17 protein-coding genes are annotated in these 16,101 nt (G+C 57.7%); all 17 read left to right on the top strand.

What is annotated here, in order from left to right:
• Window positions 1–140: 140 nt before the first annotated feature.
• A complete protein-coding gene (locus PLIM_RS11000) occupies window positions 141–3,101 on the top strand; it encodes a hypothetical protein (RefSeq protein WP_041401600.1) in 2,961 nt (986 codons plus the stop codon).
• A gap of 179 nt (window positions 3,102–3,280) precedes the next feature.
• Window positions 3,281–3,976: a hypothetical protein gene (locus PLIM_RS10995; RefSeq protein WP_013110391.1), complete on the top strand. Its 696-nt coding sequence runs from the start codon at window positions 3,281–3,283 to the stop codon at window positions 3,974–3,976.
• Window positions 3,930–4,256 (top strand): hypothetical protein, encoded by a 327-nt coding sequence (locus PLIM_RS10990; protein ID WP_041401598.1) that lies wholly within the window; start codon window positions 3,930–3,932, stop codon window positions 4,254–4,256. The genes PLIM_RS10995 and PLIM_RS10990 overlap by 47 nt, the downstream gene beginning before the upstream one ends.
• On the top strand, window positions 4,253–6,364 hold the full coding sequence (locus tag PLIM_RS10985; RefSeq protein WP_013110389.1) for a terminase gpA endonuclease subunit: 2,112 nt from the start codon (window positions 4,253–4,255) through the stop codon (window positions 6,362–6,364). The genes PLIM_RS10990 and PLIM_RS10985 overlap by 4 nt, the downstream gene beginning before the upstream one ends.
• A gap of 10 nt (window positions 6,365–6,374) precedes the next feature.
• Window positions 6,375–6,653, top strand: a complete 279-nt coding sequence (locus PLIM_RS10980) for a hypothetical protein (RefSeq protein WP_013110388.1) — start codon at window positions 6,375–6,377, stop codon at window positions 6,651–6,653.
• A gap of 71 nt (window positions 6,654–6,724) precedes the next feature.
• Window positions 6,725–6,937 (top strand): hypothetical protein, encoded by a 213-nt coding sequence (locus PLIM_RS10975; RefSeq protein WP_013110387.1) that lies wholly within the window; start codon window positions 6,725–6,727, stop codon window positions 6,935–6,937.
• 3 nt (window positions 6,938–6,940) lie between these two features.
• Window positions 6,941–8,425, top strand: a complete 1,485-nt coding sequence (locus PLIM_RS10970; RefSeq protein WP_013110386.1) for a phage portal protein — start codon at window positions 6,941–6,943, stop codon at window positions 8,423–8,425.
• Window positions 8,418–9,554: a hypothetical protein gene (locus PLIM_RS10965; protein ID WP_013110385.1), complete on the top strand. Its 1,137-nt coding sequence runs from the start codon at window positions 8,418–8,420 to the stop codon at window positions 9,552–9,554. The genes PLIM_RS10970 and PLIM_RS10965 overlap by 8 nt, the downstream gene beginning before the upstream one ends.
• Before the next feature lie 96 nt (window positions 9,555–9,650).
• Window positions 9,651–10,565 (top strand): major capsid protein, encoded by a 915-nt coding sequence (locus tag PLIM_RS10960; protein ID WP_013110384.1) that lies wholly within the window; start codon window positions 9,651–9,653, stop codon window positions 10,563–10,565.
• Window positions 10,566–10,666: 101 nt separating this feature from the next.
• Window positions 10,667–11,074, top strand: coding sequence for a hypothetical protein (locus tag PLIM_RS10955; RefSeq protein WP_013110383.1), 408 nt, complete (start codon window positions 10,667–10,669; stop codon window positions 11,072–11,074).
• On the top strand, window positions 11,049–11,435 hold the full coding sequence (locus PLIM_RS10950; protein WP_148227080.1) for a hypothetical protein: 387 nt from the start codon (window positions 11,049–11,051) through the stop codon (window positions 11,433–11,435). Before PLIM_RS10955 ends, PLIM_RS10950 begins: the two co-directional genes overlap by 26 nt.
• 2 nt (window positions 11,436–11,437) lie before the next feature.
• Entirely contained in the window at window positions 11,438–11,941 is a 504-nt protein-coding gene (locus tag PLIM_RS10945; RefSeq protein WP_013110381.1) for a hypothetical protein, read from the top strand.
• Between the two features lie 37 nt (window positions 11,942–11,978).
• Entirely contained in the window at window positions 11,979–12,902 is a 924-nt protein-coding gene (locus tag PLIM_RS24400; protein ID WP_013110380.1) for a hypothetical protein, read from the top strand.
• Between the two features lie 35 nt (window positions 12,903–12,937).
• Entirely contained in the window at window positions 12,938–14,011 is a 1,074-nt protein-coding gene (locus PLIM_RS10935) for a hypothetical protein (protein WP_013110379.1), read from the top strand.
• A 4-nt stretch (window positions 14,012–14,015) separates the two neighbouring features.
• A complete protein-coding gene (locus tag PLIM_RS10930) occupies window positions 14,016–14,750 on the top strand; it encodes a hypothetical protein (protein ID WP_013110378.1) in 735 nt (244 codons plus the stop codon).
• A 17-nt stretch (window positions 14,751–14,767) separates the two neighbouring features.
• On the top strand, window positions 14,768–15,136 hold the full coding sequence (locus PLIM_RS10925) for a hypothetical protein (protein ID WP_196349437.1): 369 nt from the start codon (window positions 14,768–14,770) through the stop codon (window positions 15,134–15,136).
• Window positions 15,133–16,098, top strand: coding sequence for a hypothetical protein (locus tag PLIM_RS10920; protein WP_013110376.1), 966 nt, complete (start codon window positions 15,133–15,135; stop codon window positions 16,096–16,098). Before PLIM_RS10925 ends, PLIM_RS10920 begins: the two co-directional genes overlap by 4 nt.
• The last annotated feature ends 3 nt before the right edge of the window (window positions 16,099–16,101 follow it).

The following is a 16,101-nucleotide window of genomic DNA, read 5'->3' as shown; positions in this document are numbered from 1 at the left end:
TTGCACTTCGCACACCTTATCGCCGAGTAAATCTAAGGTATGAATGTAGATTGTATTGGCTATTAATTGTTGTTGTTATGCATGTGTCGTGATAATATGAAAAACTTATAAACACGAAATTATCTCATTGATAAACTTAGGTGAACATAGAACACTCGGACGAGTTGCAACAAGGCTCGTCGGTAAAAATCTTTTGGGATAAAAAAGTGCTCGACACAATTGCCCCGCCTCAAAACAGTCTCGGCTCGCTCCCCTCCAGCAACAAACCCTTTCAACTCTTCATCCCAAAAATCAATGAACCGATCTTTCAAGATTACACTCCCACAACTGATGAGTTGCTGAACGGAGGAGCCATCTCGCTAACGCGATTTCAAAATGAGCGGACTTCATTCCAGATTGGCATCTTCTTACGGAAGACCGTGCGCCGGGTCTGGGTTGAGTCCTTCAAATGGGCTGATGATAACATCAATGGGCCTGGCATCTTTTCCCTGTTCTATATAACTCCTCGCGGTCAGCTTCCGATACCAAACACACATTGCACTTGGCAACCAACCTTCGTCTACAGCGACAACCTGTGCAGCGTAGCTCCCAACTCAGTCAACGAATCACTGGAAGCTGGACGCTCAACCGGAAAATGGTTCATCTTCAACAAGCTCGACACTCCCATCTATCGACCATCACTTTCCGCAACCATCACCATTTGTGCGACGCTTGCCGACGGCACGACCTACCGAGAGCAAGTGAACCTCACGATCACAACCAGAAAAGTGCCTCTCCCAAGATGCCACGCGGTCTTCGGCTTTTTTTTCGAACCAAGTAAAATCAACACTTCACAAGTCCGACCATGTGTCCAAAAGGGTGGCCTATCCGAAACGCATATGAGTGCATACTACGAGGACATGCAACAACACGAATGCAATACCGTGTCCTTGGATATCTGGCCACCATTGCTCTTTAAAGGAACTCTGAAGGATGGCAAGCTGACTGCTCCGTTCCGAGCATTCCAAAATGGAAAGATACTTCCCGAAAGCCTCGCAAGCCCTGCTGATTGGGTCGATGCTGAAAAGCACTTACTCCATTTTGGTGAGGGTGCAACGCCCTATCGAGATGGAGTAAAATCATATTATGACCTTCAAAATGAGAACGCTGATGCCCTCTACCGCGTAGCACCATACAAAAATGCGACAATTGCATATCCACATGACATTCTAAATTCAATGATTGACAATGCGAAAGGCTTTGAGTTCGGTTGTAATGGTATTCCAATATTGACTAATGATAGCCAGCTAAATGACGTTCCAACCGCCACTGACATGGTTTCAAGAGTCGGAAACGACGGTGATGAACACATTCCCGTTGAGGCATTGTATCGCGCAGGGAAGGAACGAAACTGGCCTGAGATAATTCTCAAAACTGCCGAAGAGCCCTTATGGCTTACGCCGGACGAAGACAAGATCGGAGGCGCTTTCATCCTTATGAGTCGCCAGGAGTATTTCCGAACAGAAACACCATTGGGAATTGGTGCAGTCATTTCGTTCGGGGATCTCTTCAGCGTCTGGGAAGTTCTCGCCGGTTCAATTTCGCCTGAATTGATGGCAGAGGCGGCGAGACAGAGAGTCGAGGTATGGACCTACTCATTTGCTTTTCGATCTACGAATTATCGGACAAATCGATTCTATTCCGGCGTGTACACATGGGCGCTGGGTCTCAAGGGGAATCGCGTTTACGCCTATTCGACCGGTCCGACCTACCTTCCCCCAGATCCGTTGCCTGCAGGAGCTAAACCTGAAGCAAGGCACGGCGAGCGGCGAAAGTGCTACAGCACGCACTTGAGGCCATTAACGTGGGAGTCCTTTAGATCCGATACATCGACATTCCCGAGTAATGGCTTTGCCCTACCGTTCCAGGATGAGAAGGATGCGAAGGCCTTTGGAGTCGTTGGTTCGGTAGGCTATGAAGGAAGAGCGGATGGAGCCACGGACTTTAGAATTCTCTCCCTTCTTGAAGCTGAACTTAGGGAAAACAATTCTCACCCTCGTGCAAGCGAAGCGCGAGCCTGGATGGAAGGTGTTCGAAGGTCGCTTTTGGATAAATGTGTGAATGGCTCACTTCTTAGTGAGCAGTCCGATTCGAACAAGTGGGACTTCAGGGATGCTACTTTTGGTCTAGAGCCTATTGCACAGATTATGAGAACTGCGAGGGAGTTTATTGATGTGCTAACGTCCTCCCGGGATACAGTCCTTGACGAGCAACCAGAACCCCCGCTAGTTCCTGAAGTCAAACGTCCATGGGAGGGTCGAGATTTTTTTGGGCTTTCGGTTAAGGATGCCGTGGAGAAATTGCGAGCGGGAGGCACTACTGTGAAGCGAGGCGTAGCTTCCGCAATTGCACGCTGCCAGTCACCAAGCGAGTTTGTCGAGTGCGTCGATGATCTTGCACAACTATTGACTGATGATGAGACTCGTATTCCTTCCGTCAGAGCGCTTTGCCATGTTGGCCCTTATGTCCTGTCTGAGGAGACTCTCAAAAGAGTATTTGGGGAGTTTAGGCTTCTCTCGAAGAAATCCGACCATTTCTTGAGGGCAACTGCCGTTGTCTTCTGTGCGCGAATACTGGCTGGGTCACCAAGTGTTTTCGGAAAGAGAATGGCATCTGATCTCATCTTAGAAATGTGGCCAGGCGATGTTTCAGATGTAGTCAGTCAAATGTGCAGAGAAGTACGAAGTGTATTCACTAAGGAGTTCGCTCGAATGAAGTTTATTAACGAAGTGCATTCATTGGTTGTAAGTAATGGCCAGTCAGATGAGATGAAAGCAATCTCATCGTTCGTTGGACATGCTTTTCTGGTTGATACAAATGGTGCTAATCGTGCTGCAATGTTTGAGTTAAACTCACAAGGGGATGGGAGTTTTCAAATTGATGGAGAAGGAAATGTTGTCCCAGAGAAAGGAAAATCGGGGTATTGCAGAAGGTCATACGAAAATGGATTTCCAACTGTCGTTTTGAAGAGTAACGATAAAAAAAAGTGGCAGCTGTTAGGTCTTCCGCTCGACATAAAGGTTTCTGTTCAGTTGGGTTTTTTTGGAATGATCCCCGATTAGAAAGTTAGAGAGAAGTTAAGCATTGTTGGCATTTTTTTTCATGTTGTGTATGACATATTTTTTATGATCAAGTACGTCGTTGTGGGTCCCAGTTTGGTAGTTTTTCGTGATTCCTTACGTTGTGGTCGAGAGAGTTCACACACTTTCTTGCCTGCCTTTTCAGTGACCGGGGCGCCGAAATGCTGCCAATTGATTCCACGCGGAATCAACTGCGACTGTCAGCCAATCCGCTTTTGGCCACTCATGCGGTGAAGTCGGTCGATGTGGCCGAGCTGCAGGCCCCCACGATTCACCGACACCTATTGCGGGAAACGAAGCGGGACATGCGCGACCTAAGGCGAAGGCAGACCGCAGCCGAGGCCATCGCTGGCCTCGACCACGTTCACGAGATTTATGGATTCACGAAAGGCCAATTCGGTCTGCTGCAACTGCTCGAAGCGATACTCGAGCGCACCGGCCCGGCCCGCGTCTCACTCTCGACCTGGACAGCAGCACGGCACGAAATCCAGACGCTCGATCGCCACGTCAAAGCCGGTCGGCTGCTCTCGATGCGTTGGCTGATCGATTTCTCGTTTGCCCGCCGCGACCCGGAAGCCGCCCACCAAATCCGCCAGACGTTCGGCCTCGATGCCATCCGAGTGGCGCAGAACCACAGCAAATTTGCTCTCATTGAGGCCGAAGGCTGGGAACTGGTGCTCCGCACTTCGATGAATTTGAACATGAACCCCCGCTTGGAGGATTTCACACTTGCGCATGACCCCGCCCTTGCGTCATTCTTGAGGGACGTGTTGAACGACATCTGGACACGGCAAAAAAGGAGTCTTGCCGATGCCAGCGGAAGAGAGCAGCGACAATTCTTCACTCACGAGCTTTGACCATGCCGCCCAGGTGGAGCAAGTGGCCAAGTGGATTCTCACGGGTGCCCGAGATCGCGATGTGCTGGAGGCGATCGAAAAGACATGGCCGCAGGCTGACCCCATGGCCCTGGTGCAGGAGGCCATTGGCGGCTTCGCTCTGTCGGCCACGCTCTCACGCGATGCCGTGCGGGGATTCTGCTTTGAAGCCACCCGCGACCTCTACCGGCGAATGACGGAAATCGGGGACTTCGCGGGAGCCCTCCGAGCCCTGAAACAGCTTGCGGACTTGGCAGCTTGAGCTTCTTTGCTGGAAAGGATGCCGAGCCGCCAGCACCTGATCCAAAGAACAAGCAAGAGCGGTACGAGCAGAAGAAAGCCCGCGAAGGCCAACGCCAGCGAGAGCAATCGGCCCAGGCTCGCGACATCGCCCCGGAGATGCCCGAGGTGGCCGAACCGGCACGCCGAGAGCGGGCCGCCCATGATCTGCAATTCTTCTGCGAAACGTATGGGGCCAAGACGTTTTGCTTGGGCTGGTCTCCCGACCACCGCGAAGTGCTCGCGACCATGCAGAGCACCATTACCGATGGAGGCTGCTATTGTCTCGCCATGCCCCGAGGGAGTGGCAAGACCTCACTGGCTCTGTGGGTCTGCCTGTGGGCCATCCTCCACGGCTATGAACATTTCTTTGTGTTGATCGGTGCCACGGAAGGGGCCGCCAAAGAGATGCTGGCCGGGATCAAAGACGAGTTGGAAACCAACGAGCTGCTCCTGGCCGATTACCCCGAGACCTGCTACCCGATCGCCCGGCTGGAAGGAGTGCCGCAGCGAAGATTGTTATTCGCCGGAAAGCCCGTGCGGATGCTCTTCACGAAAACCCGGATTGTGTTGCCCAACATCCCGGGCAGCAAAGCCGCTGGAGCCATCATCGGCGTGGCTGGTCTGACGGGCCGCATTCGAGGCCTGCAGCATCGTCTCCCCGATGGGAAGAAAATCCGCCCGGGCTTTGTGCTGCTCGATGATCCGCAGACGGACAAATCAGCAGTGAGCCCCGACCAGAACGACAAACGGGAGCGTCTCATTTCCGGAGCTGTGCTGGGTCTGGCAGGCCCAGGGCAAAAGATATCTGCCGTCATGTGCTGCACAGTGATTGCCCCCAAAGACCTCTCTGACCGCTTCCTCGATCACAAGCTCCACCCGGAGTGGCACGGCAAGCGGTGTGCCATGCTGGCCATGCCCAAGCTGGAGGGGGAGCAGTGGCAACGGTGGCTGGAGTATGCCGATGTCATGGTGCAGAGCCATCACTTGAACGACGGGGGCCAGTTGCGGAATGCGTTCTATCGGAAGCATCAGACCGAGTTGGAAGAAGGTTTCACGGCGGCCTGGGAGGAACGCTTCGAAGAAGATGAAATCAGTGCCATTCAATCGGCCATGCACCTGTTCTTCAAAGACCGCTATGTCTTCTTTGCCGAATACCAGAACGACCCCGCCGCCGCTCAGGAAGATGATGCCGCCCTGTCGGCTCATGCCATCAAAGAGCGGCTGAGTGGATATGCTCGCGGTGTGGTGCCGCCGGAAACTGTCCTGCTGACCATGGGCACCGACGTGCAAGGCGAACTGCTCTTTTATGTGATCGTGGCCTGGGCGGCCAACTTCTCGGGGGCGGTGATTGACTACGGCTCTTTCCCGGATCAGGAACGGGCCTACTATTCGCTGGCCGATGCCCGCCGGACACTCTCTCGCAAGTTCCGGGGAACTGACCGCCCGGGCCGCATTTATCAAGGCCTGTCGCAACTGATGACTGAAAAGTTATCCCGCGAATGGAAGAAACCCGATGGGGAAACCTTGCGCATTGAGCGGGCTTTTGTTGACATGGGTTTTGAGACCGACACCGTGCGGAAGTTCTGCGCGGAGTCGCCCTTCAAGTCGCAACTCATGCCAGCCAAAGGAAGCGGGAAACCGCTGCGGTACATCAATGACGTTAGGCATCAACAGGGGAACGGCTGGTGCATTCCACCAGTGGCCAAGGGCCGGAAGGTGCGGGAATGCACCTTCGATTCCAATCTCTGGATCAAGTTCCACCGCGACCGGTTGACCGTCCCTGTGGGGACTCGGGGAGCCCTCACACTCTGGATAGAACGCCCTTCCCCGCACCAGATGTTCGGCGACCACATCGACGCCGAAATCAAGACCGGCACATTCACCACCACGACGGGCGAGATTCACGACCGCTTTGATTTGCGGCCTGGACTCAGTGACAACCACTTCGCCGACTGCCTGAAAATGGCCTGCGTGGCGGCTTCGACGACTGGGAAAATCAAACTTTCATTGGCCAGCGAGGAAGCGGCCAGCACCAAGCCCAAGGGCCGCAAGAAGCGGGAACCCAAGGCGTATGAAATGACCTGGTAAAGGAAGACCGATGAAGGCTGACACATCAAAAGACAAAGACAACCAGAAAGGCCGACCCAAGGGAGCGGCCAACGTGACGCAGAAAACCACCACCATGCTCTCCCGCTGCCCCAAGTGTGGGAGCACTGAACGGAGTGTGCTGTCGACGACATCGCAGCAGTTTGCCGGGATTGCTCCCGATGGTGAGCCGTACAACTTCATCATTCGTCGCCGGGTGAGATGCTCCGGCTGCGGCCAGGTGCGGATTGATCGCGAGTTCAGCCAGCGGCGAGCCCAAGAAAAGGAATAAATTTTTACGGGATAAGCAGGGCCTGTTTATCCGGTCTAGGAATCTGAAAAGCTGGCAGCAGAATCGACTGCATGCCCGAACCCACCCCCACATTCGCCGAAGAGATGCTCACCAAGGTGGAAGACCTGTTGCGCAAATCGGCTGGCCTGAAAGTGGTGACATGGGACGGGAAAACCATGCAGTACGAAGACCTGTTTGAACTGCGCAACAAGTGGCGGCGAGAAGTCGCCCAGGAGCAGGCCAAACGGAATCGCGTGCTGAGAGTTGACCTCAGCGGATTCTAAATCTTGCCCATCGGTGCCTATCTGCCGCCGTTTGTCCGCCGAGCTGGTCTGGCCTTTGCCAAATCACTCGAAGGGGCATTCGCGTATGACGCGGTCAAGAACAATGGCCGCCGCCGTCCGGCTGATGGAATTGTCCGCAGTGCCGATGCGGAACTGAACGCTGAAGACCGCCGCCGGTTGCTCTCTGACAGCCGCACGATCGAGCAGAATTTCAGTGTTGTGGGGTGGATGGTGCGCAAGCATCTCGACTACACGACCACCTTCTCGTTCGATGCCAAGTCCGGCGACGATTACACGGATCAGTGGCTCGAAGACTTTGTGGCCGAATGGAGCCAGCCCGAAAACTTCGACGCCGCGCACCGCATGGATATGGACGGCTTTTTGCGAGTCGCCGAGGGCCGCCGGTGTATCGATGGCGATTGCGGGATGCTGAAGCTGGAGACTGGCCAGTTGCAGGCCATCGAAGGGGATCGCATCAGAACGCCTTACAACGGGCTCCCCAACGATGTGCCCAAGGATCAAGTGATCCATGGCGTGCAGACTGATGTCAACCAGGCGGGCCGAGCTCTGGCGTATGCCGTCTGCCGCCGGGCGAAGACCACCGATTACGGCCAGATCGGTCTCGATTTCCAGTTTGAACGCATGGTGCCCGTGCGGGACATGCTGCTGTATGCCAGCTTCGAGCGATTCGACCAGACGCGCGGCATCAGCCCACTGGCGGCTGGCCTCAATCCGCTCAAAGACCTCTACGAAGGATTTGATTACACCCTGGGCAAGATCAAGCTGGCCCAGCTCTTTGGCCTGGTGCTCTTTCGTGGTGATCCTGCCAGCTTAACGCAGGAGACCTACGACGAAGAAAACGCCCAGGACTACAGCAAGATCAACCTCAACAGTCAGAGGATTCTTGACCTTGATGTGGGCGACCGGGCCGAGTTTCTCGAAAGCCGCACCCCTGCCGCCGATACGGCCGCCTTCTTCCAGCAGATGCTGGCCTTGACCCTGAAGACGTTCGACATCCCCTACTCGTTTTACAACGAGAGCTTCAGCACTTATTCCGGCAGCCGTCAGGCACTGCTGATGTATGAGCAATCGGCCCATAACAGCCGCAAGCTCCCCATTCGCACGCGCAACCATCTCCTCAAGTGGCGGCTGGCTGTCGCTCTGCTGAACAACCAGATTCCGAGCCGCGTCAAGATCGAGCTGATGCGCTGGAGCTGGATACATGCGGGCCTCCCGTGGATTGATCCACTCAAAGAAATCACAGCCGATCTGGCGGCTGTTCGCGGGCGGCTGGCCTCCCGCACTCAGATTTGCCGACTTCGCGGAACGGACTTCTACCAGATCGTCGATGAGCTGGCCCGCGAAGAAGACTACATGCGCAAGAAGAGCGTCTCGGTCTCCGAGATTGACGACAAGACGCTCTCCGAGCTGGCCCAAGCTGCCGAGCCATCACAGCCCCCAAATGGAGAGGGAGAGGACAATGCCTAGTCTCACGAAGCCACTGGCCCCACGCGCCAAGCCGACCGCCAAAGCGATGTGCTTTGCGGCAGCGCTGACGATCGACCCCCGGCACAAGAAGGGGGCCTTCTCCGAAACCTCGACCGAAGACAAGACCAAAGAGGGCTTGTCCGATGACACCGAGGAGCCCGAGAGTGAGGCCAGCAAAGAGGGACTTTCCGAAACCACGAAAGAGGGCATGGGAGAGGACGGCAAGCCGCAGGAAGCCACTGGCTTAGCGGACAGTGTGGCCGTCACGGTCAACGCTCGCACAGGTGGCGTGGCTTCCCACTGGTACTGGGATCGCTGCGTGCATGACTTCGCGGGGATGACTGCCCCGCCCCGCATCACGATCGATTACTGCCACAACCCCGGCGAGGTGCTGGGGTATGCCGATGTCTTCGAGCCATCGGACTTGATGCTGGTCATCAAGGGGATGTTGACCCCGTTCGGGCAGGATCGAGCCGCCGAGGTGTTGCACAAGTCAGCCCTGGGTGTTCCCTATCAGGCCTCGATTCTCATGAACCTGCGGAAATACCGCATTGAGGAATTGGGGGCGGGCCAGAGTGCTCAAGTCAACGGCCAGACTGTCGAAGGCCCCGTGGTGATTTTCCGAGAGTGGGAACTGCTGGGGCTGGCCATCTGCCCCTATGGTGCAGACACCGGCACTTCGGTGGCCCTGGAGGCCAACGGAGGAGTCACGGAGGACTCAGCCGGTTTGAGCAATGACGAGCAGGCTACCGAGCCCGCGAAGGATGGTCTCTCCGATGATGAGGAGCCAGAGGACGAAGAAAAGCCATCCGGCGAGTTTTACATGAAGACCTTCGGCGAAACGCATGGGGCCAAGTATTTCGCCAAGGGGCTCTCGCTCACTCAGGCCGCCGCCCAATTCGCTCTCGATGTGGGCGAAGAAAACAAGCAACTGCAGAGCAAGCTCGATGCTTTGCGGGGGCTGGGAGTGGCAGGAGCACAGCCCGTCAGCTTTTCCGCTCCACCAGCCAAAGAACCCGAGAAAGACAAGTTGGCGGCCAAAGCTGCTGAATTCGCCGATCGACTGCCCCCTGGTCTGTCGCGGTTTGCGGCAGGGTTCCAGATGCCTGGCCAAACGCAGCAGAGTTAGGCCGCACGCTTTCCGCCACCCGTGTTCCGTCAGTCCGTTGTTCACGTTTGATGTTTTGCCAAGTGTCGGCCCATGTGGGCCAGAAAGGATTTCGCCATGCCCACGGGAATGATCACTCTCTTGGATATCGCCAAGAAAAACGGCTCTGACCGCACAGTCGGGCTGATTGAAGAAACCGTTGTTGCCACTCCGGAGCTGCAACTGGGAGCGGCCCGCACCATCAAAGGGATCAGCTACCCTGTGCTGGTGCGAAACGAAGTCCCCAGAGGTGGCTTCCGCAGTGCCAACGAAGGTACGGATCGATTGAAAAACAATTACGTCAACAAGACGTTTGAAGCGATGATTTTCAACCCGCAGTGGGCCATGGACAAAGCGGTCGCCATGGCCGATGAAGACGGCCCGGCAGCGGCCATGGCTCGCGAGGCTCAGGGGATCATGTTGGGAGCCATGATCCATCTGGCCATGCAGTTTTATTATGGCGTCAACAACGATGCCAAAGGCTTTCCAGGCCTCGTTGCTCAATACGATCTCACCGGCATGACACTGGACGCCGAAGGAGCTGGTGGCCGTTCCGTCTGGGCGGTGAAGTTCGGCCCGCAGCATGTCCAGTGGCTCTGGGCTCAGGATGGAACGGGCCTGGTCGTGACTCCCGAACGAGAGCAGACGCTCTACGATGCCAATGGCAAGCCCTACACGGGAATCTGTCAGGAAATCAACACCCGTGTGGGTCTCCAGCTTGGTTCTCGCCACAGTGCGGCCCGAATTGCGAACCTCGATGGAACAGCGGGTCACACGCTGAACGATGACCTGATGTTCGATCTGCTGGCCAAGTTCCCTGCCGATGTCCGGCCCGACATGTTCCTGATGAACACGAATTCGCTGAACGAACTCCGCAAGAGCCGCACAGCGACCAACAACACCGGTACTCCCGCACCCATCCCCACCGAAGTGGGCAACGTCCCGATCATGTTGACGGAAGCGCTCAAGAACAATGAGCCAGCGGTGACCTAATCCGCTCTCGGTGATCTGTCGGTGCTGTGCGTGTTGATCCTTCTTCTGTTTCCCATCAGTGGGCTGGCCCTCGCGGCCCACTTTTCTGAAAGGCCTCTGCCATGCCTCTGCCCAATCTCAAAGATGCCGCCCTGCAAAAGTCGTTCGCCTTGCCCAACGGTGCGGCCTCGACAGTTTCCGCCGCCATTCTGGTGAATGCAGTGGGTTATGAGTTCACCGCCAATACGGAGCTGCTGATCGAGGCCCCCGCCTTGACCACCGCCCGGCTCCCCGACACTCAAACCGTTTCCTACGCCCTGGAGCAATCGGTCGACGAAGCCTTCACTTCGCCCGTGCCACTTCACGGCACGCTCTTCACCCAGACCGGAGCGGATGGAGCTGGTGCTTTGGCTGCCTCGGATCGCGTGCGGCTTCCTTCCGATGTGCTGCCCTGGGTGAGACTGAAGGCGACCAAAACCGGGGCTGCCAATGCCTCGGGAGCCAGTGCCACACTCAGCCTGGTCTTCTAACTCGCGTGCGGCTGCCAGCCGCTGTGCAGGACGGGTGGAAGTGCTGGCAGGTTATGCGGCGACGTATGGCCTGCCAGCACTTGTTGGGGAGAAATGTTCCATGCTTTCGCGACGAATGAACAACATCAGCACCGAGGCTCATGTGCCCATTCATGACAAGGCCACCACAGGCCTGCGCACGTTGATCCGGGCCATGCCCGGGAACACCGGCACCGTGAATGTGATTGATGTCAACGATGCTGATGCCGATGGAATCACGCTGGCGGCTGGGGAGTTTCTCCCCGACCTGAAAACACAGCCCTCACAATTGGCTGTTAAGGCCAGTGCTGCCAATCAATCGATCGAGTGGGGAGCCGAGTAACGATGAAATTCGGCAATGCCAACAGTGGTGAAGGTGGCGGCGGCGGTGCCAGTGTGGTGCTGCAGCGCGTGGTCACCACGCGAACCGATACCGCCACGATCACGTCCACCATGTCCACGACGCCGACCAATACCAGCGGCACGGAAGTCCTCAGTCGCACCATTACTCCGGCCAATGCGGCCAACCTGGTGCGGCTGCAAATCCAGATCAGCGGCAGCAGCAACAATATCGATGACGGGCCGTCGAACAAGTATTTCCTGCTGACAGTGCTTAGGGGAACGACAGTCATTGCTGTCTTTGGTCTGCAGCGACAGGCCTATTCCACAGAAACCGATGTGTTCCAGTTTACTGACGCACCCAATTCAACCGCACAACAAACCTACTCCGTGAGACTGGCCAGAAATGCCACCAGCTCAGGGAATTTCCTGCTGAATCAACTCTGGAACGCCACCACGCCGACCCCGGCCATGGCCTCCAGTCTCGAAGCGATCGAACTCGCTGGCTGATTCGGCCCATTCACTCAATCCGCTAGGGGAATGATTCGTGAATAACATTGTCCAACTGGCCATCGCCTTGATTGAGAAATCCACGGGCAAGAAGACCTACACCCTTTCGGGGCTGCTGGTCATTCTCGCCGTGTGCGACCTGCTGGGGCTCCTCCCGTCAGAAGGGAGAGAAGCCATCTATGTGGCGGCACTCGCGGGCGTGGCCGCTTCGCTGCGTCATGCCCTGACCACGAACAGCACCATCAATCAACTGGCCCAGGGGCTGGAGGGATCACAGGAGATTCTCGACTCCCTCGACTCTCCAGAACAGCCCCCCAAAGAGCCACCGACGAAGGGCTTTTACGCTCTGCTGCCGTTTCTGGTGATGAGCTGCTGTCTGGCCGGTTGTCTCCCCGAGTCGCAGGCCCGCACGAACATTGAGAAGCCAGCCGAAACCGCCCAGGTGAAAGCGACCCGCGATGCGGCCGGCAACACGCTCTTCGAGTGGTCAATCCGCTTCGAGGAACTCCGGCCCCACGTGAACCCCCAGCCAGTCGGCCCCCAGCCCGCCAAGCCCGATCCTGTGAAGCCTGCAGGCCCACAGCCTCCACCCGTGCCACCCGGGCCCACGCCACCGGAACCGGACAAGCCCTTGCCACCCGATCGATTTGCGATCCGTGACAAGCTGGCTGCCGCCGCTCGACTGGTGAACCCCCAGGAGCGGGCCACACGCTGCCCCCAACTGGCGACATCGGCAGAAGACGTCGCCGAAAAGATTCGCAAGGGGACACTGACCACCCCTAACGCAGTGCTCCAGATCATGGTGGGCGAGCTGGCCGCACTCCCCGCCGAGTGGCAACCCCTCAAGAGTGCCGCCAAGACGGAGATTCAGCGGGTCTACATGGACGGCCTGCTGAAGACGATGACCGATTGGGCCGACTTCTGCGACACCGTGGCCGCCGCTTTCCGGGCCGCCGTCTAAGTCCGAAGGCCGCCCTCATCAAAGGAGTGTGATTCATGCAGTGGAAGTTATGGTTGCGAGTGCTGCTCGCCATTCTCTCGATCTGCGGTGTGCTCTGTGTGGCCGTGGTCGTCATGCCCCCCAATCCCGCAGGCCCAGCCGCCGAGCCAGGCCCCCCTGTGGAGATTCGCCCGGACGCTGGCCCCGATCAAAACTTGGGCCTCCCCGACGACTTCGCCGAGGTCGATGCCGCCACCAATGATGCCCTCTTCCCCATGCCCTTCGCGGCGGAAGGTGACGAAAACCTCGAGCGCCACCAGTCGGCCAATGCCCGGCTCTATCGGGCCGCCGTGAAGGTCTCGACCGCCTCGAAGCCTGTGGGCCAGCAGTTTCCGGCGATGTTCCAGGAGACGGGGGACTGTGTGAGCCAGGGTTTCTGCAATGCCTACAAGCTGCGGCTCTCGGTGCAGGTGGCCAGTGGCAGACCCCAACGGGTGATTGATCCGTTTCCGCCCTATACCTATGGAGCCACGCGGGTACTGGTCGATGGGCCGAAACTCCCCTGCCGCAGAGCCGGGGCTTATCCCTCATCCGCCATCAAAGCCTTTCGCGAATTCGGTGTGGTCACAGCCGAAGAAGCGGGAGTGCCTTATTCCGGGCGGCTCGCTGATGACTGGGGCTGCAACGGGCCACCGGCCCGCCTGATTGCCCTGGGCAAACAACGCACCGGCGATGCTTACCCGATCCGCTCTGCTGCCGAGGCCGCCGCCGCTCTCGACAATGGCTACCCGCTCACACTCTCGACCAATTGGCGGCCTGATGCAGGCCGGGAAATCGATGGCCGCATTGTCTGCCGACGTGGCGGCAACTGGGCTCATCAGATGGCGGTGATCGGCTTCGATGGTGCCGTCTCCGACAACCTCGATCGCAAGTATTTCCTGATCTGGAACAGCCACGGAGCCCAGGCCCACAAAAAGCCGCTCGGCGATGAACCGCAAGGTTCGTTTTGGGTCACATGGCCCGAGTTCGAGAAAATCTGCCGTTCCTCCACCCTGTACGCGATCAACGACGCCACCGGCTTTCCTGCCGATGACCTCGACTGGTCTTTGTTTGACCGACTGAAGGAGTAATCAAATGTGTGCGTTCAAAGTTCTGGCATTTTTATGGGCATTCGGCTTTGGTGTGCTGGCGGGAGTCAGCACCTGCCGTCTCAGTCATTTCGTGCAGGCGCTGCCGCTGGCGGCCAGTGCTCCTGCCACGGACAGCCGCCCGGCCCAAGTCTTGAGTCCCGTGGCTGAAGCCCATCTCTCGCTCCTGTCGCTCCTCGATGAGGTGCCGCAGTCTCCACCGGCTCCGCCCGTGAGCCCTGCCCCGTTGACGCCCAACCCGTTGACCCCCGCTGTCTTGACTCCCGAGGAGTGCGAGGATTGTCTCCAGCAGCTCGAGAGTGCGGCCAATGCTCTCCCGCCGGTCGATCTCACGCCGCTGGAGCTGCTCACGCCCCCGGTAATTCTCACGCCATTGGTGCCATTCCCTGACCCGATCTCGACGCCCGAAGCCCCGCGGCTGAATTGGGATTTGCCGCCCTCACCCGTCAAAGTGCGAATGCCGACACCAGCGGCCATTCCCGCCGTGATGCAAAAGCCGCAGCCCACTCCCGCCGAGGCGCCCAGGCCCCAACCGACACCACAGCAGAAGCCCCAGGCAGCACGGAGCCCCACGGCTCACTTGCGGCCCCCGGCTGTGATCTGCGAAGGGGGCCAATGTCGGCCCGTCACTCTGGCGAATGTTCCACGGCATGTCGTGACTTACCAGCCCGCACCCAGCAAACCCCGCAAACGTCTCTTCAGCCGTCTCCACCGCCCGTGAGGCCCGCCACCATGGATATGTCCGATTCCATCTCTGCCGCTCTCCACACCATGAAGCTGATCAACGGGGCCACGGTCATTTATCGACGCGGCAACCAGTCGGTCGAACTCGTGGGAGTGCGAGGCCAAAGCAAGCAGCGAGGCTACAACGCAGACGGTCTGGAGATCACCTGGCAAAGCCATGAATGGACGTTCCACAGCGATGAACTCGAACTGGCCGGCACAGTCATCACGCCCACCCGTGGCGACACCATCGAAGAAACGATTGACGGCCAGCTCCGCGTCTATGCCGTCACTCACTTGAACCCCGCTCAACAGCCCTACGAGTGGGAAGATTTTCGAGGCCTCGTCACCCGCATTCACAACGTTCTGCAGAGTGTCACATGACCCGCTATCACGCACTTCTCGAAGAGTTGCAATCGGCCCTCGAACTGGAACTGGCTGCCGATCAGCAGCTCGAAATCCGCGTCGGTCATTTTGACCAGGACGAAGCCACCCGGCTGCGTGGCACAAAACTGCTCCTCATTTCGTGCGATTCGGTGCAGACGGTGGCCATGTCTGAGGATCAGCGATGTGATGAAGGCGTTCTGCAGTTGCAGATTGTCCGAAATGTGAATGGAGCCAATCGCGACTCACTGACCATTGAGGCCCTCGACCAGTTTGTGGAGTCGCTCAAAGACTCTCTGCCCGGCAGTCTCTTCGATTCGGGCCGCCTGCTGACTCTGCTCCCCTCCCCGCTCGTCTCGCCAGACCTGCTCCGTTCCCCGGGCATTTATCTGGCCACCATTCTGGTGAGCTTTCAGCAGTTCTACACGATCGAGGGCGTGGAGCTGCCCGAGATCACGCTCCCCGATCCCTTGCCGATCGTCTCACGTGTACGGCAAGCCGTCTGGGAGGCCATTGACCATTGGGAGTGGCCGGAAGGCTTTGAATGGGGCCGCATCTTCGAGACAGACGCCGACGTCGCCGAGCTGGCGTTACGTGGCGGCCCGGCTGTCGATGAACTGCCCGCCCTGTCGGCCCGCTGGCAGGTCTATCAGGTGCAGGAAACCATGAACCGGCTCGAAGACCTCCCTTTGCGGCTGGTGCTCGAAGCGTGGTTGCCAGTCGGCTGGCAGACATTGGCCGAAGTGCTGGCCGATCAGCTCATGCGGGCCGTGATTTCCTCGGCTCCCACCAATGGAGCCATGCCGTTTGTGCGGGCTGTCATCGGACACGTTCCCCGCCCCCTGGGCCCCGTTTCGATCACTGAGAAAGAACTTCCCGGCCCGAGTGGCCGTCTCTGTCTGCAAGTGCAGGTGGTCTTAGGCCTCCTCTCTCGCACTGACCTCTACCATCAAGGAGCTTAGGCC

It is taken from the genome of Planctopirus limnophila DSM 3776 (assembly GCF_000092105.1).
GTDB classification, from domain to species: Bacteria; Planctomycetota; Planctomycetia; order Planctomycetales; family Planctomycetaceae; genus Planctopirus; species Planctopirus limnophila.
The sequence above is the reverse complement of the archived record's forward strand: the minus strand, read 5'-3'. Positions and strand labels throughout refer to the sequence as shown.